Below are 20,496 nucleotides of genomic sequence, written 5' to 3' on the forward strand. Positions count from 1 at the left end.
ATACGCCCCTGCCATTCCGCCTGCCTATCGCCGCTGAACGAGGTGCTGCACGCTCGGCTGAGGGGTCAATAGGGCCTCTTGCAAACCAGGCGGCATCACCTGTAATTGATTCATCTCCTGAATCGGCACCCAATCCATCATGACGCGCATATCGTCCCGCTGGCAGAAAGGTTCATCTGGTAGCTGGGACGGCGCGTCCATGCGGTAATAGAAGCCCACTTCGTGCCACTGTTCGCCGTTCAGCTCGAAGAAGTTTTCCATCACAGCCAACAGGCGCAGCGACCCGGCCTTCACGCCCGTCTCCTCCTCAAATTCGCGCGCTGCACACGTTGCCGAATCTTCCCCGACGGTCACTGCACCGCCGGGGAGGTACCGAAAATCGAACCAGTCCCCGGAGATCACCAGCACCCGGTTTTCACGGACACATACGACACCCGCGCGCAACGCGAAGACCGTTTGATCCAGCCTCATTCGTACATCTGACACGTCTGGATGTTAAGGCCATGACTCAGTGGGAACATCGGCTGAAGGGATGACTGCTCGGCGCTGCGAGAGCAAAGGGAGTATGAGATCAACTTGGTTTCTCTTCTCTAATCTACGTTAGGTCAGAGAAAATACGGGGGTTCTATCCGGGTAGAATTGAATGGGTCCGTCATATTCGCGTCAACTTGATGAGTACATACTAAGACCATGACGCGCCGTCTAGATCTTCAGGACGTGGGGAGATACCACAGGCCACCGCTCACTGCTGACGAATGTCGTCTGACTGCGGACCGCTTCCTAGATCACCTGGGGACAGACTCGGTGAGAGACGACATGCTGACCTACCTCGCTGGCCGCCTCTACGCCGTGGCGGTCCAGGTGGAGCAGCACACTCCCTTGAGCTCAACCGAGGGTGGGGTCTCCGGCGCAGAAGACGCGCCGGAGGTCACGCGGCCCGAAGTCGGGCATTCAGCAAGGCTGCGGGCCGTCTGAGCGTCCCCCACTCCTGCCGTTCCACGTCCAGGCGGGCCAATTGCGCCGCTAGCACCTGGAGTCCTCCCCTTCCTTCCAGCTCGGTGGTCCAGGCTGCCCAGATGGTTTCGCAGTACCAGCGCCGCGAGTGCTAATCGTTCAGGGCGCGGGCAAGTGCTGCGCCCAGGATGCCCACCAGCGCCGCCCGCTTCGACTTGTGCGCTTCAAGCAGCAGCGGCAGGGCGTAAACCACGTTCTGCAAGCGCTGCTCAGCCTCGTCCATTTTCTGGGCAGAGGCATCAAGGGTGATGGACATGGATATGGGCAGTATGCCGCACGCTCGCTGGGAGAGCCACCACCACCCTCACCTGTGACGGCGTTGGGCCGGGACCAAGTGAACTTATCCGCGTATCTGGCAGAACCGGGCCTGAATGCTCTGGGCCACGCCCTGTACAAAGACCTCGCGGGTGGGCGCTTGCCAGGCGACGGTGGCGGACGCCTGCTCCAGTTTCAGGATGGGCATATCAGTGGCAAGATCCGTGACCAGCAGATTGACCTTGCCTACCCGTTTGGAGGACTCTTCCCCAGAGCGGCTGGTCCAGTTGGTCACGCTGCCACTCAGGGTCACCGACGCCTTATCGATCAACTTGTATTCGTAGGAGGGATACACCTTGAAACCCACGTCCTGAAGGGCCTTTTTGACCGCACTGGCATAGGGAGTGCCATTGTCACCCTCAAAGTAGGTGCTAATGCCGATGCCCAGGACCGGGATAAGGGTGCCGCCCTCGGTGCAGGGGGCCGTGATAGGGGCCGACACCTGAAGCTGGGCGGTGGCGGGCGCGCAGGCGCTGAGCAGCAGGGCGAGCATGGCGAAGCGTTTCATAGCTTTGAGAATAACGACGTCCAGCACTGCCAGAACGCGAATTTGATGCTTCCCCCAGTGGGGGCAACCTGAAATGCCTGGCTTCTTTTGGCTCAGTCTCCAAACGCTTCCAGCCACTGCACCATATGGTCCGCAGTCAGCACAATGTGCGCCCCTTCTCGCTGCTGCCGGAACCGCTGGCGGCTACCGCAGTGCAGGCATTTGGAAATGAAGTAGCCGCGCCGCCCCTCTTCCGGTTTGAAGTATTCGATCATCGGGTAATACGCCCGGAACTCTGGCATCCAGCCGCTGGTGTCCACGCATAACATCGGCTTAGCGCACTTCCAGCAGCGGCGAGCAATCAAAACGTCGTCGGGAAAGCGCCTGAAATGCGCGGCCAGCTTCAAAGGCTGGGGAACATACCGCCACGCAAAACGCAGGGTGGACGCAGAGCGCTCAAAGAACTTGACCTCGTAGCTGGAGAAGGACGCCCTGAGCCGTGGGCCGAACACCTCACGCTGCCGCACCAGTTCAATCTCAGCGGCGGCCTGCTGTTCAAGCCGCGTTTGTTCAGCCTGCCGCTCCTGCTCGCGCCGCGCCGCCTCATACCGCTCCAGCTCGGCCTGATGGCGTCCCCACGCCTCCGCGCAGGCTGGACAGCGCCAGGGGTCAAGAAAGCTGGTCTGCTCCAAATGGGACTGAAAAATGGAGCAGATCAGGTGATGGGGAACCGCCCGTAAGTTGTGGGGTTGAGTCAGCAGTTCCCCGGACTCCAAGCGCATCGTCAAACTGTCAGCCAATCTCGCGCGGGTCACGCGCAGGGCCATTCGGAGGCTATCGTCCTCGGCCCCGGTCAACTGGGATTCAAGAACGGGCTGCAAGACGTAAGGATCACGCGCCGTCGCCTCGGCCTGAAGTTCCAGCCACGGCACGCTCAGCCCTGCGGCCTTGGCCGTCCCGATCCGGTGGCTGTGGAAGACCTCAAAGCCCGTCACCACCTCACCACCCTGAAGCGTGGCAACGTCCAGTCGGTACTGGTGCAAGGCGACTTCGACGGCAGCCACGTCGTAAGGCTCAGGAAACCAGGGCTGGTCCAGGGTGACCGAACAGCCCAGGCGAGCACAGGTGCGCCGCAACACGAACGGCTGCTCTTTGCGGCTCAGGGCCTCTTGCAGCCGGATCTTGGCCGCGATGTGGGTCACGCTCTCTCCGGCGCATTCAGTGCCAGGCCGGTGGGAGAAATGCGCCTCGACGGTGCCGCCCCGCCTCAAATGCTCGCGGCGAAATGAGACTGGCTCCTTGCATTGCAGACAGACGTAAGGCTGGCCGGTGGTGGCCTGATCCGGTAAGACCAATTCACCGGAGGGATAGGCGGCATAGGGAACAGCGCGGGCCATACCTGTAGCCTAAGAGTCCTGTCCCACACGGCTCTGACAGAAGAAGATCTCAACAGTAGATCGTGAGCCGTGTGCCGACTACGCAGGGCGTGCGGGCTGGCTTCAAATTGGTGTATTTCTGCATGAAAGCGTCGGGGGTGATGGACGTGGATAGAGTTAGTATACCGCGCTCGGTGTCTGGGTGGAAATGCTTCACATATTTCTATTTGAATCTGCAATAGTTATCCAATCATTTACCAGACATCGGATTTAATTTGTCTCTTTGTTCACCAGTAGACGATTTCTCGCGTCACTTTCTCCGTAGAGACGATTGGAAGCGTTTTAGCTTCTTCAGGACCACGCCTAGTGGTTGTCAGTTTTGATACCCAGTTACCTTTTGAATCGTACTTATACGTCGTTTTGACTTCAAGCCGCTCCAATGGAATAGAAATATATTCAGTCACTGGATTACCGCGCGAATCAAAAAAGCTTTTTGACTCACTTTCCCAACCTGTCTCCATCACTAAATTACTACTGTCATTCCACTTCCAGGTAGCGACTTGAGTGACCGATTCGCCATCGTTCTGCTGATAGTAAAGATTCGAAATGAGTTTCGTTGGCCTGGATTGACCATCACAGAACGTTTGATGTTCACGCTTGTCTGTCGGTGGGCTAGTCACTGGAGGCAAAGACGATCTTATCGAAGCCTCCCAGAACAAATCAGTGGTTGAGAGGTTGCATTTTGATGAGTTAAACCTTCTGGTACTAACCAAGCGCATCTGCATTTTATCATCTTGCCAGATATCCTGAACGCTAATCTGATTTTTTCCAGGAACCACTGCCATAGTTAGAACCGCTTTCGTCGCCTGCTGATAGGTCATTTTCAGAAAAGTATTGTCCTCATTGATTTCGACTTCTGCACTATAGGCTGAGCTAAGAAAATCAGCGTTCTTATCGTAGTTTTCAACCTGAATCAGCATGTATTTCACGCCTGGTCCACGGCTAATTAAATTCTTCTCTGGGTATCCAAATTTATTTAGGGCTGAAAGATTAAAGACCTCACTTCTATTTTCTGCATTTGAATGGCCTAGAGTGGCCAGTCCAAAGAGCGAGACTAATAGGCTGGTGCGATATTTTCTATCCATACTTCTCCTGGCATGAGCGGCACCAAATTCGACTTATATAGTATGAAGTCTTTGCGACTTGAATATCATATAAACGTTTATAGCCCTCCCTGGCCCTGGACCCCAGCCCATAAATGGCACACCAACTTTAGACAGTCTGCCCCTCCGGGCAGGGTTCCACAAACTCCACGTCCAGCCAGTATTCCGCCGCATCCCAGTCTGCTGGGTTCAGTTCCGCAGCCCACGCCTCCCACGCGCTGGCCCTGGCCTCCTCGTGGCAGCCGAGGTAGTCGGCCAACTCCGTGCGCTGCTGCGGGCTGGGAGCGTCGTCCTGGCCACCGTGGTCCGCCGTGTACATCTGGGAGAGAAGGTCAGCGATCTCGATTGACGTGAGGTCAGCGGGGCGCATCTCAGAAAGTGTACTGGGCCTGCCCTGTTGCCAGGGCAACCGTAGTCTCTTCTCTCTGTCTGCATCCGAATTTCACGGAACGATTCCGTCATGACCGAATCATCCCCTGTGTTGATCCTTAGCGTGCCAGCGGGTTACGAGATTGATCCCCAGGCGTGGGAAACGTTGAAGCAGTGCGCTGGAGACTGCTACGGCGCGGGCGTGGTGCTGGCCGCCCCGGCATTTCTGCGCGCGGAGTCCCCAGTGCTGCTGGGCGACTGGGGAGACCTGAAAGCCGAGGCGCTGCGCGAGCTGGGGCCACTGATTGGCGCGGCCTTCTTCACCCTGGACTGGCTCGAAGCAGCGATGTAGACGTCAGTTTTTCACGGCGATTCTCTCGGCCACCGCCAACACCGCCTTCGGGTCCAGCACGCCTTTGAACCAGATCACGCGGTCCCCGAACTCCGCCGGATTGACTCCGGCCTTCTCCAGATTCAGCCGCTCGGAGACGCACACGATCAGATCGGTTCGCCCTGATTTTTTGAGCAACGCGAACTTCTTTTTCAGGTATTCAGGCCGCCAGTAGCCCACAATTTCCATCAGCACGCTGCGCTCACCGTCCACCAGCCGGAAGTCGGGCAAGATCACGCCGCCCGGCACCGGCACCAGGTCTACCTCGCGTTCCAGGTGCCAGGGCGTCTCCAGCTTGGCAAAGCGCTCGGAGAAACCAGATTTCAGGGCGCTGTCATGTTCCTCTGGGGCTTTGTAGTGGCTGACATAGCCGTCCTCACTGGTGACTTGGTAGGACCACTCCTCGTCCTTGGGGTCTACCCAGGCCAGGTCACGCCGGGGTTTCAAAGCGGCGCTCAAATCCCATTTGGTGACGTGTAGTAGGGCAGGCAGGAACTTCGCCATCGCCAGCCCGTAGCGGGTGGTCCCTGTAAAAAGACTGGTGGGGCCGTCCATCGTCAGCGTGAAGCCGTAATCCGCGTCCCCTTCCACCGTGACCATCAGGCCAAACAGCTTCAGGTAGCGCAACAATTGCTTGTAGCGGGCGGGTTCGTTGCGCCGCGCGGTGATGACGAGCTGAAAGGCGCGGTACAGCATCCCCTGGGCCTGGGCCAGATCAAAGCGCTGAATCAGGTCCAGGGGTTCAAGTGGATCAAAAGCGATCAGCGTCTGCTGATCGGGCAGATCGGCGTACAGGGCCGCCGCTACCTCGGCTGAGGTCAAAGGGATCTCCGTGGACAGCGCCCGCGCGGCCTGTTCCAGAATGGCTGTTGTCCGCTGGCGGCTGGGGGGATGACTCTGGGCCAGCGCAAAGACCTTCTCGCGCACTGCCGGGGGGGCAAGACTGCCCCCAGCCTCAAATTCTCCCCGCTGGCCCAGCAGATGCGACAGTCCGCGCAACACCCGGAAGTCGGCGCGGCCCGCCTCCAGCGCCCGCACTTCCTCGTTCAGTTCAGCCCGCTGCTTGCCGACGTGCGAGGCATACAGGGCGATCAGCGTCTCGGCGAGTTTCAGGTTGGTGGTGGTGGGCTTAAGCCGCCGGGGATTGGCCAGACCCTCTTTCACCGTGAACATCAGCAGTTCAGTCGGGAGCATTGATGTCCTCCCAGGTGGGGGCAAGCTGCTGGGGCTTCCACTGGCCCTTGCGCTGCTGGCTGACCCGCTCCTCGGAGGTGCCTTCGGTGATCACTTCGTAGAGGGTGGCCTTCTTGCCCTTCGCCTTGCGCAGAATGCGGCCCAGGCGCTGAATGTATTCGCGCTCGGTGGCGGTGCCGGACAGCATCACGCCCACAGACGCTTCAGGCACGTCCACGCCCTCATTCAGCACCCGGCTGGTGGTCAGGATGCGGTAGGAGCCGTCCCGGAAGCGCTCCAGCACCCCATGCCGCTCTTTAGTGGGGGTCTGGTGGGTGATGGAGGGAATTAAAAACTCACGGCTGATGCGGTAGACGGTGGCGTTGTCGTCGGTGAAGATGATCGTTCGCTCATTCGGGTGGTTGGCCAGGATCTCTTCTAAAACCCGCAACTTTCCCTCCGTGCCGTAGGCCAGTGACCGGGCCTCGCGGTGGGCCAGCATGGCGGCCCGCCCCTGGGGCGAGCCGCTCGCCATGATGAACTGCTTCCAGCCATCCAGGGAGCCGAGTTTGATGTTGTTCAGGCGCAGAAAATGGTTGCGCTGCCCGATGAGACCGTCGTAGCGAGACTGTTCGGCGTGGCTCAGGCGCACCTTGATCACCACCTCGCGGTAATCGGCCAGCGTGGTTCCGGCCAGGTCTTCAGGGGCACAGGAATAGACCACCGGGCCGAGCAGCGTGTCGAGGTCTCTTTCCCGCCCGTCGCTGCGCTTGAGGGTGGCCGACAGCCCCAGCCGATAGGGGGCCAGACTCATTTCCGCGATGACGCGCATGAAGTCACTGGGCAGGTGGTGGCACTCGTCGCAGATCAGCAGCGCGTACTTCCCCGCCAGGTCTTCAGCATGGATGGCGGCGGAATCGTAGGTGGACACCAGAATCGGGGTGTCGTCATGGCTGCCCCCGCCCAGCAGGCCGATGTTGGCGTCGGGAAAAGCGGCCACCAGTCCTGAATACCACTGCTGCAACAGGTCCAGCGTCGGCACGCAGATCAGCGCACTTCTGGGGGTGTCTCTCAGGGCGAGCTGGGCCACCAGCGTTTTGCCCGCCCCGGTGGGCAGCTCAACGGTTCCCCTTCTTCCGGCTTCCTTCCAGGCCCGCAGCGCGCCGAGCTGGTGGGCGTAAGGCGGCAGCTCACGGGCCACCGACAGTTCGAGTTTGGCGAAGTTCGCCGCCTCATCCTTGAAGCTCAGTCCCTGCGCCCGCAACGTTTCCACGATGGTGCGGTAACTCTGCCCCCTGGCACGGTAATTCTGGCTCCGGGCGTCCCAGGTGAAGAATTCAGAGACGCAGGCGGGAACCGCTGACATCACCAGGGTTCCCCGGTCCAGATGCAGCGGGGCAGTCATCCCAGCCATGTTAAAGGCCAGAGGCCACGTTCACCCTGTACCAGACGCCATTTACTCGCAGGCCCGTCCATCGCCGTCGCGGTCCAGCTTGCGGCTGTAGCCGGGCTGACCGGCGAGCAGCGGCGCTTTGCCTGCCGCGCGCACGGCGGCGCAGTTGGGATAGGTCAGCGAACTGGGCAGAGCAGGGACCACTGGGGGGGTGACCCGTGGGAGGGGTTGGGGCGTCACGCGCGGGGGAGCCGCCTGGGGCGTCGTCCCCGTCCCTTTCCCGGTGCCCAGACTGTACTTGCCACCGGGCTGCACCGTGATCGTCACCGTGCCGTTGAGGTCCGTGCGGTAGATGGCCGCGCCAACACTCTTGTACAGATTCAGTGCCTCCGAGGTGGGATGCCCATAGTTGTTCGGGCCGACGCCGATCACGACGTTGCTGGGCCGCACCGCCCTCAGCCACACGGGGTTGTCCCCATTCTTCGCCCCGTGGTGGATGCTCTTGTACACGTCGATGGGACCGAGTTTGCTGGCCGGGTAAGCCCTCAACCAGCCCTGCGTTTCCGCCGTCTCGCTGTCACCCGTCATCAGTGCTTTGAACGTGCCGTATTCGATCAGCAGGCCAACGCTGTTGAGGTTCTGATCGGTCTTCGGCATCCCCAGTGGCGGGGGCAGGACAGTGACTTTGACGCTGCCCAGATTGATGACCTGATCTTTTGCCAGCAACCCCTGGGTGCCAGCGGCTTGGACCGCTGCCGTCAACTTGCCGAAGGTCTGCGTCGTCGCCGCAATCCCGTTGTTCAGGAAGAATCTGGGCTTGAACATCTGGACTGCCGGGATCAGTCCGGTGATGTGGTCCGCGTCGGCGTGCGATGCGGCCACCACCGCCAGGGATTTGACGCCGTACTGAGCAAGCAGTTCCGTCATGCGCTTCTCACTGCGTCCACCGTCGTACAGCAGGCTCTGACCTTCAGGGGCGGTAATCAGCACGGCGTCGCCCTGGCCCACGTCCAGGAACCGGATGGTCAGCACACCGGGGAGTGCGGTCTGAGCCACAGCGCCCCCGCCCAGCAGGGCCGCCAGCAAGAAAAAGCGCCTCACAGGTCAATGTCTCCGTCAGGTGCTTTGGCATTCAGACTGTCGAGCTGGCGCTGGCCCAGAGCGAGTCTGCGGTCAGTTTCCTCGTGGTCAATCTCGATGTCCACATCCCCGCCCTGCACGTCGATCCTGATGACGTCACCTTCCCTGACCCCTTTGGGCAGGCTCGACAGCCGCCAGTCCTGCGTGGTCCCGTCCGGCAGCTCCACCCGGACCACCTGTCCTTCAATGCCGTCGATGGTGACGTGGCTGATGCCCAACTCCTCGTGCTGCTCCGATGCCATGTCCCACGCTAACGCACGTAGGACGCCCCGTTGATGTCCAGCGTCGCCCCGGTCATGTGCCGCACCAGCCCCGAGGCCAGGAAGACCACGGTGGCCGCCACGTCCCCGGGCGGGGCCGCGTCCCCCAGCGGGAACTCCTGGGCCAGTTCCGCGGCGTGTTCATTCAGGTACGCCTCGGCCATCTCGGTGCGAACCCAGCCCGGGGCCACTGCATAGGCCAGAACGCCCTCATGGGCAAACCCTCTGGCAATCGAGCGGGTCAGGGCGATCACGCCGCCTTTGGAGGCGGCGTAGTGCATGGCGTTGGGCTGGTCTCCCCGGAAGGCCGCCCGGCTGGCGATGTTGATGATGATGCCGCCGCCCTGACCCCGGAAGTGCTGAACGGCTTCCCGGCAGGTGTCCGCCACGCTGAGCAGATTGACCTGCAAGGTCTCTTTCCAGACGGCGGACCACGCTTCCAGGGGATCATCCACGGTAATGGGCGGCGCGATTCCGGCGTTGTTCACCAGCACGTTGACGCGGCCCTGCCAGGCGACGGCGGCCTGAAACAGGCGGACGGCTTCCCCTTCCTGCGCTAGATCACCACTCAGAAGATGAATCCGGTCTGCACCGAACTCTTCTACCAGGGCCTCACCGCCCTGTCCGCTGCGGCCCAGGTGGGCGGCCACCGACGCGCCCACATCCAGCAGACTGCGGACACAGACTGCGCCAATGCCGCGCGATGCTCCGGTCACGAACACCACTTTTCCGTCTAGATTGATCATGTCCGCCAGTCAATCATACAGACGCCCATGTCCACGCTCTATCCAGGTGCAGGGAAAAAGCTTGTGTCAGACGCATTCGCCACACCGAGAAAAGAATTGGGGCGCATGAGTTGACAGCGGCTGCATACCGCCTTATATTTAAGGAATCAAAGCGGCCTTTCGGGCCGCTTTTCCCTTGCCTACTTGAGTTTGAGCGAAACCAGCGCCTTATCGAACGCCCTGCGCTGGGCCGCCGTCGCGGCGGGTCCCGTAGTGAACTGGACGCTCAGCAGATTGCGTTTGCTCACCCCATACCAGTACTGCAAGCGCACCACGGCTCCATTGGCCTTGAGGGTCAAGTCGTACACCCGCTCGGTGCCCTTGATCCCGCCCGTTGTGCGTGGACGGTCACCCACGCGCTTCAGGGTGGCCAGCCCACCTCCCCTGAGCGATTCCTCGACGCCCCCGATGAACTCCTTTAAAGCTCCAGCGTCATTTCCTTTGCTCTGATACGGGGCGTAGAACAGTTGCAGGACGGCGGGCGGGGGGGTGCCGGGGGCCACCACCGTGATGCCGGGCAGGCTATTGGGGTAGGGCCGCTGTTCCCAGCCCGCAGGGACGTCGGTGGTGAATGGGGCCTGGGTGTTCTTGAGGGGGACGGCCAGGGACGCACCTGTCAGAGCCGAGGTGAGTAGAAGCGCCCTGTGAATGGAGGAAGACATGAGCCAGAGCATAGAGAGAGGAACGTCTCCAGAGACAACCCTGATTTGATTTAGGATTTGTCGGCGACTTCGCGAGGGCGTCGTCAGACGTGCGGGCTATTTTTCCCTGCCCCCGTACAGTCTTATCCTGCGACCACCATGCGCCTGAGTGACCTGACCCCGACTGAACTGGCCGGTCTGCTGGCCCGCGCCTAAGCCGCCGATCATGGCGAACCGGACGACGATGATGTACACAACGAATGGAAACTTAAACTGGCAGGATGAGACCAACACTCATGGCCTTCGCTCTGGCCCTATCCATTCCAAACAGTCAAGCCAGCCCAGTGGACCTATGGAACTTGCTGGGCAAGGGCGATACTGCGCTGCCCGGTGGAGACGTGGTGTACAGCCTGAAGAACCCTGCTGGCGTCAGCGTCAATGTGGGCGTGAACTTTGGAGAGCTGGTGGATGGGGGCTTCGCATCCTTGGAACTCACCGCCTTCAAGTTCAACAGCAACTTCACCCCAGAAGAGTTGCAGTTGTTCGCCAGCAACGTCATCCAGATTTCAGCAGCATGTTTCAACACCGATCTGTCTCGCGGGCCTGCCATCACGGCCTGGATGCTGTCTAACGATGCCAGGGAAGAAAGCATCTACTACACGGCAGGCGCGCGAATCGCCCGAAAGAGTTTTGGCCCACTGCAACTGGCCCTGGGGAAACGGTTGAACGGGAAGGGTCACGCTGTCACCGTTTCCCTATCCAGGAAAGGGATACCTGGACAGGCCCCCTGGATCAAAAGTTGTCTCACTTCAGGGTGACTGGAACCGGAAGGTTGACCCGTTCAGATTGGTCAATTCGCTGCACTCACCCGACTCTCCAGTGGCAGTTCCGTCAGCCGCTGGACCCTGAGTATCACGGCCCGCCTCTACACCGTGGCTTTACACTGCAAGATCAGTGTGCGGGCGTTGCGCAGCAGGACGCGGTGGACCGCCTACAGGGGTGATCTCAAGCTTGATACTGGTGGCGAAGTCGGACTTATCCAGCTAGCACGGCAAATCTAGAGATACGCGTCGTTTCTCGCAGTCTTCCGGTCAGCCAGGCCACCAGGCGCTCCACGTTGATTGCTGCCGCGAGACAGCCCGCCTGAAGTTGTGTCTTCCGCTCACCACGGTACCGTGCCTGACGCAGACCATAGGCCCTAACCCCCTGTGAAATCGTCCCTTCAATTCCGGCGCGGCGGTGATAGCGGGTCAGCCACGGTTGACCATGCTGGGCAGCGCGCTGTGCATTTCTGGCCTCAAATAAGTCCTGAGGCATCAGGGTCAGTTCGCGAGCGTGTCCACTGACGTTCCGGGTGCAGCGTTGGCGTACGGGGCAGTGCAGGCAATCTCGGCGCGCGAAGCGCACCGAGATCACGGTTCTTTTCGGACGTTCCCTGACCAGCCATTTACGTGAGACATGACCTTGTGGACAGGTCACTGCCCTGGCTTCCCAGTCGATATGAAAGGCCTGGATTGAGAACGCGTCCGGTTCTCGACTTTGCCAGTGTGCATCAGCCCGGATCGGGCCAATCACTTCAGTCCCCTCAGGATTTGTGCTCGTGATCAGCGACGCCGTGTTGACATAGGCTGAATCGACGAAATGTTCGGCTGGCGTGACCTGTTTGCGACTCAATGCAGAGTGAACGGGTGTCATCGCGTCAATGTCAGCCTGGAATGCGGGGACGGTGTGGACGTGCGTGATCAGGTGCGGTAGTTCGTCGTCACACGCCTCCGTGAGATGCACTTTGTAGCCATGCCACCGTCGGTTTTTCTTCTGAGCGAACCGCGCCTCTGGGTCATACGGGGAGTTGAAGCGCTCATGGTGCGGCCCCAACTCTTCAGGATCTCGCAGCCGGACACCGTCCGGCTGACCCTCAAAGTGATGGTGCCAGGCCGCATGCAGAAGGTGAATGGCAGTGAGAGACTGGAGTTGAACGAGGTCTTCGTCCTGTTCCAGGGCGTCTAGGAGACGAAAGCCATCCTGACCCAGTTGCTGAAGATAGACCGTCCGGTTCGCCTTGCTTTTGGGCAGTCGAAACTCTTCCATGCGCCGCCCATATCGTTCAAACCACGCCTCAGGTACCCAGGGCTTCAGCCATAAGGGATCCACCGTCGCCAGCGCGTTGAGGGCCGCCCGGAAGGTCTCGGCAAGATGTTCGTGACGCGTCAGCACACGGACGCTGGTCAACACATGGGTGGAGTCCGTGCGTTGTTTTCCGCGTGACTTCAATAGGCCGCTCTCCCGGAACCGGGAGAGCATCTGATCCAGCAGCAACAGTTCCGCATTGCCCTTGACCAGACGGGTTCGGAACTCACTCAGCACCGTATGATCAAAGCCAGAATCATCCAGTTCCAGACTCAGCGCATATTTCCAGTCCAACCTGCCCCGGACGGCATCCGCAGCACCCCGGTCGCTGAGTTGTTCCAGAAATTGATAGACGGTGATTAGTGCCAATCGCCATGGAGACCAGGCGGGCTGGCCGTGGCGCGGAAACAGGGCCGCGAAGTCCTGATCCTGATACAGCGCGCCGAACTCGTCGCGCAGCCGCATGATCGTGTTGCCTTTTGGAAACGAAGCACGCGCGACCCGGACGGTTTCTTCGGGGATATCACCCCACGGCTGAGGATGCAGGCTCATGGCCCAGTGTGCGCTTTCTTTGCCGCATCAAGCTACAACTCGAATTTTGCCGTGCCAGTTGAACAATTCTGACTTCGCCACCAGTATCAAGCTTGAGGTGACTCCTAACGCTCCAGTTTCTCGTCAAGAGTGGTTATGGGTACGTCTCCTCCCGCCTCGTCCAGGGGTCTTTCTTGGGGTAGGTAAAGGCGCTGGCAACGGCTTTCTGAGCCTCCTCTAAAGTGAATGGCGTCCGCTTCACGCCTTGCACTATGTCCGTGTACTCCCCGGCGGCACGGAGGGCTTCGCCCATGTTGTAGCCGTTGGCGTTGGCCCACAACCCCAGCATGAATGCCCCCTTGTTCCGGCTGTCCGCCGCATAGTCGGCGGCCCGGTCCAGCATCAGAAACATGGGACAGCGTTCCTCGTCCGAGAAGGAGGGCTGAAAGCTGGTCCGCTCGGCGCTCCTGGGTTCCTGCGGTGCGGGTGGAGTCAGCCCCAATGCCTGACGCAGCCGGTAGGTCTCCCCTGCCACGGTGACGGTCTCCGGCACCTCCTCCATCCTGAGCCTCTGGCGCTGCTCGGTGCGGCGGTAAAAGCCCTGGCGGTTGCGGCTGGGCGGGAACATGATGTAACCGCCGTCGCCGCGAACATCGAACCCTGGTGGCAGGGTCTTCTTGTTCTTGCTGGCGTTGGACTGCACGTACCAGCCAGGATGGTGCAGGTAGAGGTGCGCGCCGCCGCTCGGTGAGATGACATGCGGCTTCCACCCCAGTTCGTGCATCAGGGGCAAGCCTTCCAGGTCCACGTCAATGACGATGTAACCACTCAGCTCGCCGGTGACCATGCCGAGGCCGCGTGCGCGGACCTGCCTGTACCAGATGTTGAGGTCTTGAGCCGTGGGAAGCTGGGTTTGCATGGGCTTCCAACTGGCCCTGGGTTCGCCGTCGGTATTCAAGGAGGTGTGGCCGGAGGCGATCAGGGCCTGCTTGTGCGGTGCTTTGGCCCCCTGGCTGACGCCTCCGCCTGTCGGGATGACGCTGATCCCCTGACGCACCAGATGGCACGCGGCCTCGTAGACCCGTTCGGCTTCATCGTCGTACAAAGCTTTCACCTTTTCGTGAAAACACGAAAACACTATTTCAGGAGATCACTATGGCTCCGGCGCAGATAGTCCGTCACCGCCTCTTCGAGAAGCTGGTACTGCTTGCGCTGTTCCCTGGCACTGGCCTGCTTGAGCGCAATCTTGAGATCCCGGTGCATCTGGGTGGATAGGCTCTCCAGCACGTTTTCGACTTCTGGCCTACCGACTTTTGCGCTGACAGTCGGTTCAGGCGAGGGCTTGAGCACCTGCAACTGCTCAAAGCGGCTCTTCTTAACGGACATATGACAGCGCCTCCCGCATGACCGACTGGTATTCCAGCGCCACAGTCCGGGCATACCGGTTCTGGGTGTAGGCCTCCAGGGGGATGCGCTGCTCGGCAGCGTCGCCCACCGCCGTCGATTTCCTGACCATGCTGGTGAAGACGGGAATGCCGCTCTCGGCGAGATGTTCGCGCAGCTCCTCGCCCCGGCCCCCCTCATTGACCACGACCAGAACCCGGAAGTTCTGAATCCCAGCGTCTACCAGTGGACTCAGGGTATTGGCCAGTCCAGTGGCTGAGACTCCTTCAGGTCGGGTCGGGACGATCAGCAGGTTGCTGGCGCGGGCCAGGCTGACCAGATCGTGTCCCTGCTCATTGCCCTTGCTGTCAATGACCACGTACTTATAGCCTTTCATCCGTTTGGCAGCGTCCTCGCCGTAACGGGCCACGTCAAAGGACCACGCTGGGTTATCGCTGCTGCGCCAGGCCACCGCGCACTGCAATTCCTGATCGGCGTCAAGCAGCAGCGTCTTCCCCTTCCTGCCGAGTCCCTGAGCGATCTGAATGGCCGTGGTGGTCTTGCCCACACCGCCTTTCATGTTGGCGACACTGAAAATTTCCATGCCTCATTCTAGTGCTTTCACTAAAAAAAGAAAACACGAATTCGCGGAAAAGTGATTTCATGAAGATGGTTAGGATTCCAGGTCACGCTGGACACGCGGGCTGAATTGCTGCGTGACCGCGTGTGAGCGCCCGATCCTCTCGGCGGTCTGCATCTGCGGGAATTTACTTTCAAGGGCGGCCCTGATGTGGCCTGGCAACTGCGGCGTCACGGTGAGCTGCCCCCCGTGCATGGCTCCTACCATCACGAAGTCGCTGCTCTTTTCAGCGGAGACGTACAGGGCCGCAACGTCCGCCCGCTTCATGGCTTCTGGCAGGTTTTCCAGCACACGGGGGAGTCTGCGCTTCAGATCCCTGTCCGAGATGTTGTGGCCGCCCTGCAACACGCGGTTGTCAATCCTGAGCCTGGTGTCCTCGCCAGGGTGCGGGATGATAAAGGCCAGATGCACGTCGTACCCCTGCGCTCTGGCCCGGTCCATCAGCGTGAGAGGCTGCCTTGCCGAGAGCGTGGTCTCCACGCCAAAACTCTGACCCTGGGCCAGCGCCTCCTCCTGGGCCTGAAGTGCGGCCCTGGCCCCTCCTACGTTTGCGGCGTTGTTAAAACCCTGCCCCCGCGCCTCGGTCAGTTGATCGGGGTCGATGGTCCGCAGTTTGCGGGCCTTGACCAGTGTACTTTTCCCGGCCCCATTCTCTCCAGCAATCACCGTCAACGTAGGCACCGCTTACCGCGCCGCCGGAGTCAACTCTCCCAGAATGTCAAACGCGTACCGCTCAAACTCACCCTCAGCGTCATACACTTCGCGGCGTTTCACGGCGATGCGCCGCCCACTGGGATACTCCACAACCTGCTGACCCTGATCCCCGTAGGTGATGGGGAGGCCTTGCATCAGGAGGTCAGTGACGTGAGGGGCATAATCGAGCAACATCAACTTGACCCGCATGGCTTCGGGCAATGGATCACTGCGGAACATGATGTGGGGATTTTGCACGGGGGCATTCATGGCGTCGGTCATGGGCTTTTCCTCCAGAATCATTATTCCACTAAATCACTAAAGTATCTATTCACGAAAACACTATTTAACGAAAACACTATAGAATGTCCGGCAAGCTGGCCGCCGCCGCCGCCAAACGTTCCGGCTCCAGGTGGGCATAAATGCGGGTGGTGGCGATGCTCTCATGCCCCAGAATCTCCTGCACCTCCTCCAGCCTGCGGCCCGCCTTGACCAGCGCCGTGGCGTGCGAGTGCCGGAGCTTGTGGGGGGTGCATTTTTCGGGAGCTAGGCCCGCACGCTCACCTGCGGCCCTGACCACCCGCTCGATGCTGCGCGCCGTGACCGCCTGCCCTGCCTTCTGACCCCGCAAATGACAGAACACGGTGGAACTCTCTGAGACATAGAGCTGGCGGTATCCCAGCCAGTCTTTCAACACCCGCTGGGCAGTGGGGGAGAGAAAGAGGGTGCGCTCCTTGTTGCCCTTGCCGATCACCCGTATTTTGTGAGGCGTTCCGTCAAAGTCGAACTCCACCTTGTCCACGGTCAGACTCAGGGCTTCGGCAATCCGGCAACCCGTCCCGTAGAGGAAGGCGACGACGGCCTTGTTGCGCCTGGTCTGCTCTGGACTCGCACCGTCCACCGCATTCAGCAGGCGGGAGACCTCGCTGGGGGTCAGGTACTGGGGCTGGCGGCTGGGCAGCTTGACCCGCTTGATCCCGGTGGGGCCGGGATGCATGGTCAGGCCCTCCACGTCGCTGAGATACCCCCACAGCTTGCGCCAACTGGCCAGCAGGCGGCGGTTGCGCGCTGGTTCCGGCTGCTGCTGATCGACATAGGCCCGGAGATCACGGGTTTTTACTTCGCTCCAGCTCATGATCTGGGGGCGGTGTTCGGCAAACCAGTTGGCCAGCCTTGAACAGTCGGCTCCGTACTGGCGGATGGTTCCCGGACTCAAGCCCTCTTCCCGTTTGAGGTAGCCCGCGAATCCTCTGAGTACATCGGTCAGCATTGAGGAGGTGGACTGGGTGGCTGTCATCAGTGAACCGCCCCTGGTGCTGATTTCTCTTCTGTCTTCGGTTCGCCGTACTGTGGTCCCTCGCGGCGCAGCTCCTCGACGGTGGCCGTCCACGAGTCCGGCACCTCGAAGGGCGGGGCGTGCTTCAGCCCGCGCCACTGCTGCACCGACTCTCGGCTGCCGTAGCACTCCAGAGGAAAATCCTGGGCCACCATTGCCAGTAGCGCGCCCAGCGCGGCACGGTTCTCGGCGTCGGCGCTGCACGCGGCTCCAAAAGCGTCACCGCTCAGCAGTTGCAAGGAGAAGCCGGATAGCACGCCTGCACCGTGGTTGACGTGCAGCTCCAGCAGGTGCGCGGTGGTGGCCGGGATCTGGTCTCTCCAGCGGGCAGCAATTTCAAACGGTTTCATCTGGGCAACTCCAGCAGCTCGCGCAGATGCTGGGCGGTCAACTCCAGCTCGCGCGCCAGTTTGCGCAGGCGTTCGGCCTTGGCCTGTTCGTCCACGTCTCTGGTCAGAAAGAGAAAGTCGTGAACAGCACTGGCCGACTTGAACGCCCGCATCTCCTGGAAGGGCTGCGAGACCTCATCCGACTCTGCGGCAGGCGACGTGTAGACGCTGGGCCTGGTTTCCAGTGGATAGGCAATTTCACCCCGCCGGTCCACAATCCACCACTGTTTGAAGCCGTGTTCAAGTGAGCTGCTGGTATTGAGCCGTCTGCACTGCCGAATGAGTTCCGGCAGGTCATCGCTCTCCTCGTGCGGGTAGCCCTGGCCATACTCTGGTCTCGCGTCATACCGCCTCAATCCGTATGGACTTCGGGGAGACCAGGTGGAATCTTCCGGGTCCAGTTCCAATGTCCTTCCCCACGGAGACTCGTATTGGTAGTCCTCTGGATCTAACTCCATCGTTCTGGGAAATCTCTGGTTCTTTTTCTGGAGCTGTTCAGAGTCGGTGGCCGCACCCTGGTCCTGGCCGCTCTTGGCCTGCATCAGTTCACTTCCTTGTCGCGGGCGTCCTGCTGCTCTTGCTCATAGTCGTCCCAGGTCTGCGCGCTCTTGACCGTGACCTGAATCCGTCCCCCGGTCCACTCTTCGTAAGTTGGTGCGTCGGCGGTGATCTCCAGCACGAGTTTGCGTTTGCCGTGTTTGGCGGCCTGGTTCCACAAGCCTACGATTTGTTCGGGGTGGATATGGCCCCAACTGCAACCGGGATCGACGGCGCGTTGCCGCTGCACCACTTCGGCGGCCAGGGCTTCAGCTTCTGAGCGGGTTTTGCCGCACCGCTCCAGAAGATCGGCGAGGGCTGTGGATGGAGTGTCGGGCATGTCGGTCACGGGTCAATTCTCCTTGTTTCGCTGCAACCAGAATACCATGTCTTGACTTCTTTTGTCGTAAAATTTATATTTTACGACATAGCATTTCACTGAAACAATTGACGGCGTGTCCGTGCCCGTCAGTAAAAAAAGGCCAGGCGGGGAAGTCGCCTGGAAGGTCTTTTAGAGTCATTGTCGTAAAACTCCCTAATATGTCGTAAAACTAGCAAGCTCATGGGGCGGCTTTGGGTGCCTCGGGCTTGCGGGTCTTGACCTTGGACCCGGCTGCCCCCTGCACTGGCCCTGTGCTGGGCTTCTGAGAACCATCCTCTTTTTCAAATCTCGCAAACGCTTTATACAGTGTTCCCCGGCTCACACCGACGGCTTTGGTAACCTCGGTCATCTTGCGGCCTGCCTTGAGCCACTGCTTTGCGACTTCGTATTGCTCGCGGCTGACCCGGCTTTGGTTGCCCGTTGCCTCTGGCCCTTTTGGCATTGCCGGGACTTCTTCTGGCTCCGCTTTCTCCCAAAGAATCTGAGTCACGTCCACGTCAAGAGCCTGAGCAAGTGCAAGACCTGCTTTGAGCCTTGGGTTCACGCCGCTGTAAAGCAAGTTGATGATGTGGCGTCCAATTCCAGCTTTCTCCGCCAGCTCGCCAACCTCCAGGCCGCGTTCCTTGCGCCACTGGTTGAGGGTCTTCTGTTCTTTCATATATACTCGCCGCGCTCCTTTTCCTCTGTCTGAGGGGAGTGGACCTGTCCGCTGTGGATAGGTCCTTTTCATTGTGCCATGTGTTGCCCTATTCGTCAGATCCGTATTGCTACTCATGCGCTGGCCTCCTGGGGGTACTGCACGGGTGGAATGGTTTCGTGGTGGTAGAAGGGTTCGCGGGCCTGGGTCTGCTCCGGCGTGAGCTTGCCTCTCCAGACCTTGAGGCTTGAAGAGACGACGGCCCGGTACTGAAAACTGCGCGGGTTGCGCTTGCCTGTGGGAACGAGTGCAAACCGCGCGCCATCGTCGGGACGGTACAGCCTTTCAATCTTGACCACCTTCCCTGTGACCCACTGCTGACATCTTTGCTCGTCCTCCGGGGTCTCGGCCCGCCACATCCGAATGTGGAGCGTCAGCACTTCGCCCACGGGTATACGTGTCTGGATGCCCTCATAGACGGGGCTGGGCTTCCACCGTTCGGCGTTGAAATATTCGCGGGTGTCACTGTGGATGGACTGTGCTAGCGAGGTGGGATAGTTGCTGCTGTCATCGGTCTCAATGGCCTGCACCAGTTTGTAAATGTCCAGAAGAAGGCTCTGCTTGTACCCGTCGCGGCTGTTAGGAATAGACATGGGGTGACTCCTTGGGAGTGAGGGCGCGAGCTGCGGCCCCGCTTGTCGGGGCCGCGTGCAGATCGTTAAGCGGCGCTCTGGCTCTGGACGTTGCACCCCAGCGCGGCGCTCACCTTGCCCTGCGCCCGGTGGGTTCTGAGCATTCGCGTATAGGCGGCCACGTCGCCGCCGAAGTGCTTTTCCACGGTGGCTCAGAATCCGGCGCGTCCAATCGTTTCCATATGCACGCTGCCGTGGCGCTGGGCGGTGGCCTGCCCTCCCAACCTGCCGCGCTCACTGGCGGAAAGGCGGGGGCTAAACTTCTCGGTGGTGGGCTGAGATTGACTCATCAACATGCTCCTTCCCTTTATCTGAGATAAGAACACTATACAGTATATACTATACTACGTCGATACTTTATTTGTCTCCTCTGATGCGCTGGCAAAGGCAAGAATCGCGTTTAGCCGCCGCTCAGACCGGACCATTTCAATGCGGCTGGCCTGCCTGTCGCAATACGTCAAGCCGTAAATGACTGTGCTAAACACCCTTCCTCTGTGTTCGCGCTGGCAGCCGTCACAAAACCACTTCTGCCCGTAGGTCTGTCCGTTCCTGCCGCTGGCGTTACCCCGTGCAAAGCCGTGTTTCCTGTTGCCGCCCATGTGCGCCCTCCTGGGAAAGTAGGGGGGAGGCTCGGCCTCCCCC

General features: G+C 60.3%; 27 protein-coding genes. 2 read left to right on the plus strand and 25 right to left on the minus strand.

Translation table 11 applies throughout. The features are described 5' to 3' along the window. Positions 1–24 precede the first annotated feature (24 nt). The 6 genes from DAAJ005_RS18485 to DAAJ005_RS18505 form a co-directional block, all read right to left on the minus strand. On the minus strand, positions 25–471 hold the full coding sequence (locus tag DAAJ005_RS18485; RefSeq protein ID WP_151848723.1) for an NUDIX hydrolase: 447 nt from the start codon (positions 469–471) through the stop codon (positions 25–27). 634 nt (positions 472–1,105) lie between these two features. Continuing rightward, positions 1,106–1,270: a hypothetical protein gene (locus DAAJ005_RS19020; RefSeq protein WP_192930992.1), complete on the minus strand. Its 165-nt coding sequence runs from the start codon at positions 1,268–1,270 to the stop codon at positions 1,106–1,108. A gap of 84 nt (positions 1,271–1,354) precedes the next feature. Beyond that, a complete protein-coding gene (locus DAAJ005_RS18490) occupies positions 1,355–1,837 on the minus strand; it encodes a hypothetical protein (RefSeq protein WP_151848724.1) in 483 nt (160 codons plus the stop codon). Between the two features lie 92 nt (positions 1,838–1,929). Then, complete coding sequence (locus DAAJ005_RS18495; protein ID WP_151848725.1) at positions 1,930–3,213, minus strand: hypothetical protein; 1,284 nt, start codon at positions 3,211–3,213, stop codon at positions 1,930–1,932. Positions 3,214–3,479: 266 nt separating this feature from the next. Beyond that, complete coding sequence (locus DAAJ005_RS18500; RefSeq protein ID WP_151848726.1) at positions 3,480–4,337, minus strand: hypothetical protein; 858 nt, start codon at positions 4,335–4,337, stop codon at positions 3,480–3,482. A 127-nt stretch (positions 4,338–4,464) separates the two neighbouring features. Beyond that, the gene (locus DAAJ005_RS18505) at positions 4,465–4,725 is read right to left on the minus strand and encodes a hypothetical protein (RefSeq protein WP_151848727.1); all 261 of its coding nucleotides are present in this window, start codon (positions 4,723–4,725) and stop codon (positions 4,465–4,467) included. Positions 4,726–4,815: 90 nt separating this feature from the next. On the opposite strand from DAAJ005_RS18505, the gene DAAJ005_RS18510 reads away from it, so the two are divergent. Then, positions 4,816–5,076: a hypothetical protein gene (locus DAAJ005_RS18510; protein ID WP_151848728.1), complete on the plus strand. Its 261-nt coding sequence runs from the start codon at positions 4,816–4,818 to the stop codon at positions 5,074–5,076. 3 nt (positions 5,077–5,079) lie between these two features. Here the strand turns inward: DAAJ005_RS18510 and DAAJ005_RS18515 are convergent, their stop codons facing one another. The 6 genes from DAAJ005_RS18515 to DAAJ005_RS18540 form a co-directional block, all read right to left on the minus strand. Beyond that, positions 5,080–6,309 carry a DUF790 family protein gene (locus DAAJ005_RS18515; RefSeq protein WP_151848729.1) on the minus strand — a complete coding sequence of 410 codons (1,230 nt, stop codon included), beginning with the start codon at positions 6,307–6,309 and terminating at the stop codon, positions 5,080–5,082. Then, positions 6,296–7,693 (minus strand): DEAD/DEAH box helicase family protein, encoded by a 1,398-nt coding sequence (locus DAAJ005_RS18520; protein ID WP_151848730.1) that lies wholly within the window; start codon positions 7,691–7,693, stop codon positions 6,296–6,298. Before DAAJ005_RS18520 ends, DAAJ005_RS18515 begins: the two co-directional genes overlap by 14 nt. 51 nt (positions 7,694–7,744) lie before the next feature. Beyond that, positions 7,745–8,782 (minus strand): excalibur calcium-binding domain-containing protein, encoded by a 1,038-nt coding sequence (locus DAAJ005_RS18525; protein WP_151848731.1) that lies wholly within the window; start codon positions 8,780–8,782, stop codon positions 7,745–7,747. Continuing rightward, positions 8,779–9,063: a DUF3006 domain-containing protein gene (locus DAAJ005_RS18530; protein ID WP_151848732.1), complete on the minus strand. Its 285-nt coding sequence runs from the start codon at positions 9,061–9,063 to the stop codon at positions 8,779–8,781. The genes DAAJ005_RS18525 and DAAJ005_RS18530 overlap by 4 nt, the downstream gene beginning before the upstream one ends. Before the next feature lie 8 nt (positions 9,064–9,071). Next, complete coding sequence (locus tag DAAJ005_RS18535) at positions 9,072–9,827, minus strand: SDR family NAD(P)-dependent oxidoreductase (RefSeq protein ID WP_151848733.1); 756 nt, start codon at positions 9,825–9,827, stop codon at positions 9,072–9,074. Positions 9,828–10,006: 179 nt separating this feature from the next. Continuing rightward, positions 10,007–10,528, minus strand: coding sequence for a hypothetical protein (locus DAAJ005_RS18540; protein ID WP_151848734.1), 522 nt, complete (start codon positions 10,526–10,528; stop codon positions 10,007–10,009). A 260-nt stretch (positions 10,529–10,788) separates the two neighbouring features. Here DAAJ005_RS18540 and DAAJ005_RS18545 point away from each other — a divergent pair, with 260 nt between their 5' ends. After that, the gene (locus tag DAAJ005_RS18545) at positions 10,789–11,325 is read left to right on the plus strand and encodes a hypothetical protein (RefSeq protein ID WP_151848735.1); all 537 of its coding nucleotides are present in this window, start codon (positions 10,789–10,791) and stop codon (positions 11,323–11,325) included. Positions 11,326–11,542: 217 nt separating this feature from the next. Here DAAJ005_RS18545 and DAAJ005_RS18550 read toward each other — a convergent pair whose 3' ends face one another. The 13 genes from DAAJ005_RS18550 to DAAJ005_RS18610 all read right to left on the minus strand — a co-directional run bounded on the left by DAAJ005_RS18550 (position 11,543) and on the right by DAAJ005_RS18610 (position 20,144). Next, the gene (locus DAAJ005_RS18550; protein ID WP_151848736.1) at positions 11,543–13,186 is read right to left on the minus strand and encodes an IS1182 family transposase; all 1,644 of its coding nucleotides are present in this window, start codon (positions 13,184–13,186) and stop codon (positions 11,543–11,545) included. A 133-nt stretch (positions 13,187–13,319) separates the two neighbouring features. Next, a complete protein-coding gene (locus tag DAAJ005_RS18555; protein WP_192930983.1) occupies positions 13,320–14,270 on the minus strand; it encodes a bifunctional DNA primase/polymerase in 951 nt (316 codons plus the stop codon). Positions 14,271–14,302: 32 nt separating this feature from the next. Beyond that, a complete protein-coding gene (locus DAAJ005_RS18560) occupies positions 14,303–14,551 on the minus strand; it encodes a hypothetical protein (protein WP_151848738.1) in 249 nt (82 codons plus the stop codon). Then, a complete protein-coding gene (locus DAAJ005_RS18565; RefSeq protein WP_151848739.1) occupies positions 14,541–15,152 on the minus strand; it encodes a ParA family protein in 612 nt (203 codons plus the stop codon). Before DAAJ005_RS18565 ends, DAAJ005_RS18560 begins: the two co-directional genes overlap by 11 nt. A 69-nt stretch (positions 15,153–15,221) precedes the next feature. Then, complete coding sequence (locus DAAJ005_RS18570) at positions 15,222–15,854, minus strand: zeta toxin family protein (protein ID WP_255448072.1); 633 nt, start codon at positions 15,852–15,854, stop codon at positions 15,222–15,224. Positions 15,855–15,872: 18 nt separating this feature from the next. After that, on the minus strand, positions 15,873–16,163 hold the full coding sequence (locus DAAJ005_RS18575; RefSeq protein WP_151848741.1) for a hypothetical protein: 291 nt from the start codon (positions 16,161–16,163) through the stop codon (positions 15,873–15,875). 76 nt (positions 16,164–16,239) lie between these two features. Beyond that, a complete protein-coding gene (locus DAAJ005_RS18580; RefSeq protein WP_151848742.1) occupies positions 16,240–17,178 on the minus strand; it encodes a tyrosine-type recombinase/integrase in 939 nt (312 codons plus the stop codon). After that, on the minus strand, positions 17,178–17,567 hold the full coding sequence (locus tag DAAJ005_RS18585; protein WP_151848743.1) for a hypothetical protein: 390 nt from the start codon (positions 17,565–17,567) through the stop codon (positions 17,178–17,180). Before DAAJ005_RS18585 ends, DAAJ005_RS18580 begins: the two co-directional genes overlap by 1 nt. Next, positions 17,564–18,148, minus strand: a complete 585-nt coding sequence (locus DAAJ005_RS18590; RefSeq protein WP_151848744.1) for a hypothetical protein — start codon at positions 18,146–18,148, stop codon at positions 17,564–17,566. The genes DAAJ005_RS18585 and DAAJ005_RS18590 overlap by 4 nt, the downstream gene beginning before the upstream one ends. Then, entirely contained in the window at positions 18,148–18,492 is a 345-nt protein-coding gene (locus DAAJ005_RS18595) for a hypothetical protein (RefSeq protein WP_151848745.1), read from the minus strand. The genes DAAJ005_RS18590 and DAAJ005_RS18595 overlap by 1 nt, the downstream gene beginning before the upstream one ends. 211 nt (positions 18,493–18,703) lie before the next feature. Next, the gene (locus tag DAAJ005_RS18600; protein ID WP_151848746.1) at positions 18,704–19,183 is read right to left on the minus strand and encodes a hypothetical protein; all 480 of its coding nucleotides are present in this window, start codon (positions 19,181–19,183) and stop codon (positions 18,704–18,706) included. 113 nt (positions 19,184–19,296) lie between these two features. Then, positions 19,297–19,815, minus strand: a complete 519-nt coding sequence (locus DAAJ005_RS18605; protein WP_151848747.1) for a hypothetical protein — start codon at positions 19,813–19,815, stop codon at positions 19,297–19,299. Between the two features lie 191 nt (positions 19,816–20,006). Further along, on the minus strand, positions 20,007–20,144 hold the full coding sequence (locus tag DAAJ005_RS18610; RefSeq protein WP_151848748.1) for a general stress protein B: 138 nt from the start codon (positions 20,142–20,144) through the stop codon (positions 20,007–20,009). Between the last annotated feature and the right edge of the window lie 352 nt (positions 20,145–20,496).

The sequence above is a fragment of the Deinococcus sp. AJ005 genome (assembly GCF_009017495.1).
Lineage (GTDB): Bacteria > Deinococcota > Deinococci > Deinococcales > Deinococcaceae > Deinococcus.

Coding starts and splice junctions, on each gene's coding strand:
- DAAJ005_RS18485 (WP_151848723.1), bottom strand. CDS start 471: ATGAGGCTGGATCAAACGGTCTTCGCGTTGCGCGCGGGTGTCGTATGT.
- DAAJ005_RS19020 (WP_192930992.1), bottom strand. CDS start 1,270: ATGTCCATCACCCTTGATGCCTCTGCCCAGAAAATGGACGAGGCTGAG.
- DAAJ005_RS18490 (WP_151848724.1), bottom strand. CDS start 1,837: ATGAAACGCTTCGCCATGCTCGCCCTGCTGCTCAGCGCCTGCGCGCCC.
- DAAJ005_RS18495 (WP_151848725.1), bottom strand. CDS start 3,213: ATGGCCCGCGCTGTTCCCTATGCCGCCTATCCCTCCGGTGAATTGGTC.
- DAAJ005_RS18500 (WP_151848726.1), bottom strand. CDS start 4,337: ATGGATAGAAAATATCGCACCAGCCTATTAGTCTCGCTCTTTGGACTG.
- DAAJ005_RS18505 (WP_151848727.1), bottom strand. CDS start 4,725: ATGCGCCCCGCTGACCTCACGTCAATCGAGATCGCTGACCTTCTCTCC.
- DAAJ005_RS18510 (WP_151848728.1), top strand. CDS start 4,816: ATGACCGAATCATCCCCTGTGTTGATCCTTAGCGTGCCAGCGGGTTAC.
- DAAJ005_RS18515 (WP_151848729.1), bottom strand. CDS start 6,309: ATGCTCCCGACTGAACTGCTGATGTTCACGGTGAAAGAGGGTCTGGCC.
- DAAJ005_RS18520 (WP_151848730.1), bottom strand. CDS start 7,693: ATGACTGCCCCGCTGCATCTGGACCGGGGAACCCTGGTGATGTCAGCG.
- DAAJ005_RS18530 (WP_151848732.1), bottom strand. CDS start 9,063: ATGGCATCGGAGCAGCACGAGGAGTTGGGCATCAGCCACGTCACCATC.
- DAAJ005_RS18535 (WP_151848733.1), bottom strand. CDS start 9,827: ATGATCAATCTAGACGGAAAAGTGGTGTTCGTGACCGGAGCATCGCGC.
- DAAJ005_RS18540 (WP_151848734.1), bottom strand. CDS start 10,528: ATGTCTTCCTCCATTCACAGGGCGCTTCTACTCACCTCGGCTCTGACA.
- DAAJ005_RS18545 (WP_151848735.1), top strand. CDS start 10,789: ATGAGACCAACACTCATGGCCTTCGCTCTGGCCCTATCCATTCCAAAC.
- DAAJ005_RS18550 (WP_151848736.1), bottom strand. CDS start 13,186: ATGAGCCTGCATCCTCAGCCGTGGGGTGATATCCCCGAAGAAACCGTC.
- DAAJ005_RS18560 (WP_151848738.1), bottom strand. CDS start 14,551: ATGTCCGTTAAGAAGAGCCGCTTTGAGCAGTTGCAGGTGCTCAAGCCC.
- DAAJ005_RS18565 (WP_151848739.1), bottom strand. CDS start 15,152: ATGGAAATTTTCAGTGTCGCCAACATGAAAGGCGGTGTGGGCAAGACC.
- DAAJ005_RS18575 (WP_151848741.1), bottom strand. CDS start 16,163: ATGACCGACGCCATGAATGCCCCCGTGCAAAATCCCCACATCATGTTC.
- DAAJ005_RS18580 (WP_151848742.1), bottom strand. CDS start 17,178: ATGACAGCCACCCAGTCCACCTCCTCAATGCTGACCGATGTACTCAGA.
- DAAJ005_RS18585 (WP_151848743.1), bottom strand. CDS start 17,567: ATGAAACCGTTTGAAATTGCTGCCCGCTGGAGAGACCAGATCCCGGCC.
- DAAJ005_RS18590 (WP_151848744.1), bottom strand. CDS start 18,148: ATGCAGGCCAAGAGCGGCCAGGACCAGGGTGCGGCCACCGACTCTGAA.
- DAAJ005_RS18600 (WP_151848746.1), bottom strand. CDS start 19,183: ATGAAAGAACAGAAGACCCTCAACCAGTGGCGCAAGGAACGCGGCCTG.
- DAAJ005_RS18605 (WP_151848747.1), bottom strand. CDS start 19,815: ATGTCTATTCCTAACAGCCGCGACGGGTACAAGCAGAGCCTTCTTCTG.
- DAAJ005_RS18610 (WP_151848748.1), bottom strand. CDS start 20,144: ATGAGTCAATCTCAGCCCACCACCGAGAAGTTTAGCCCCCGCCTTTCC.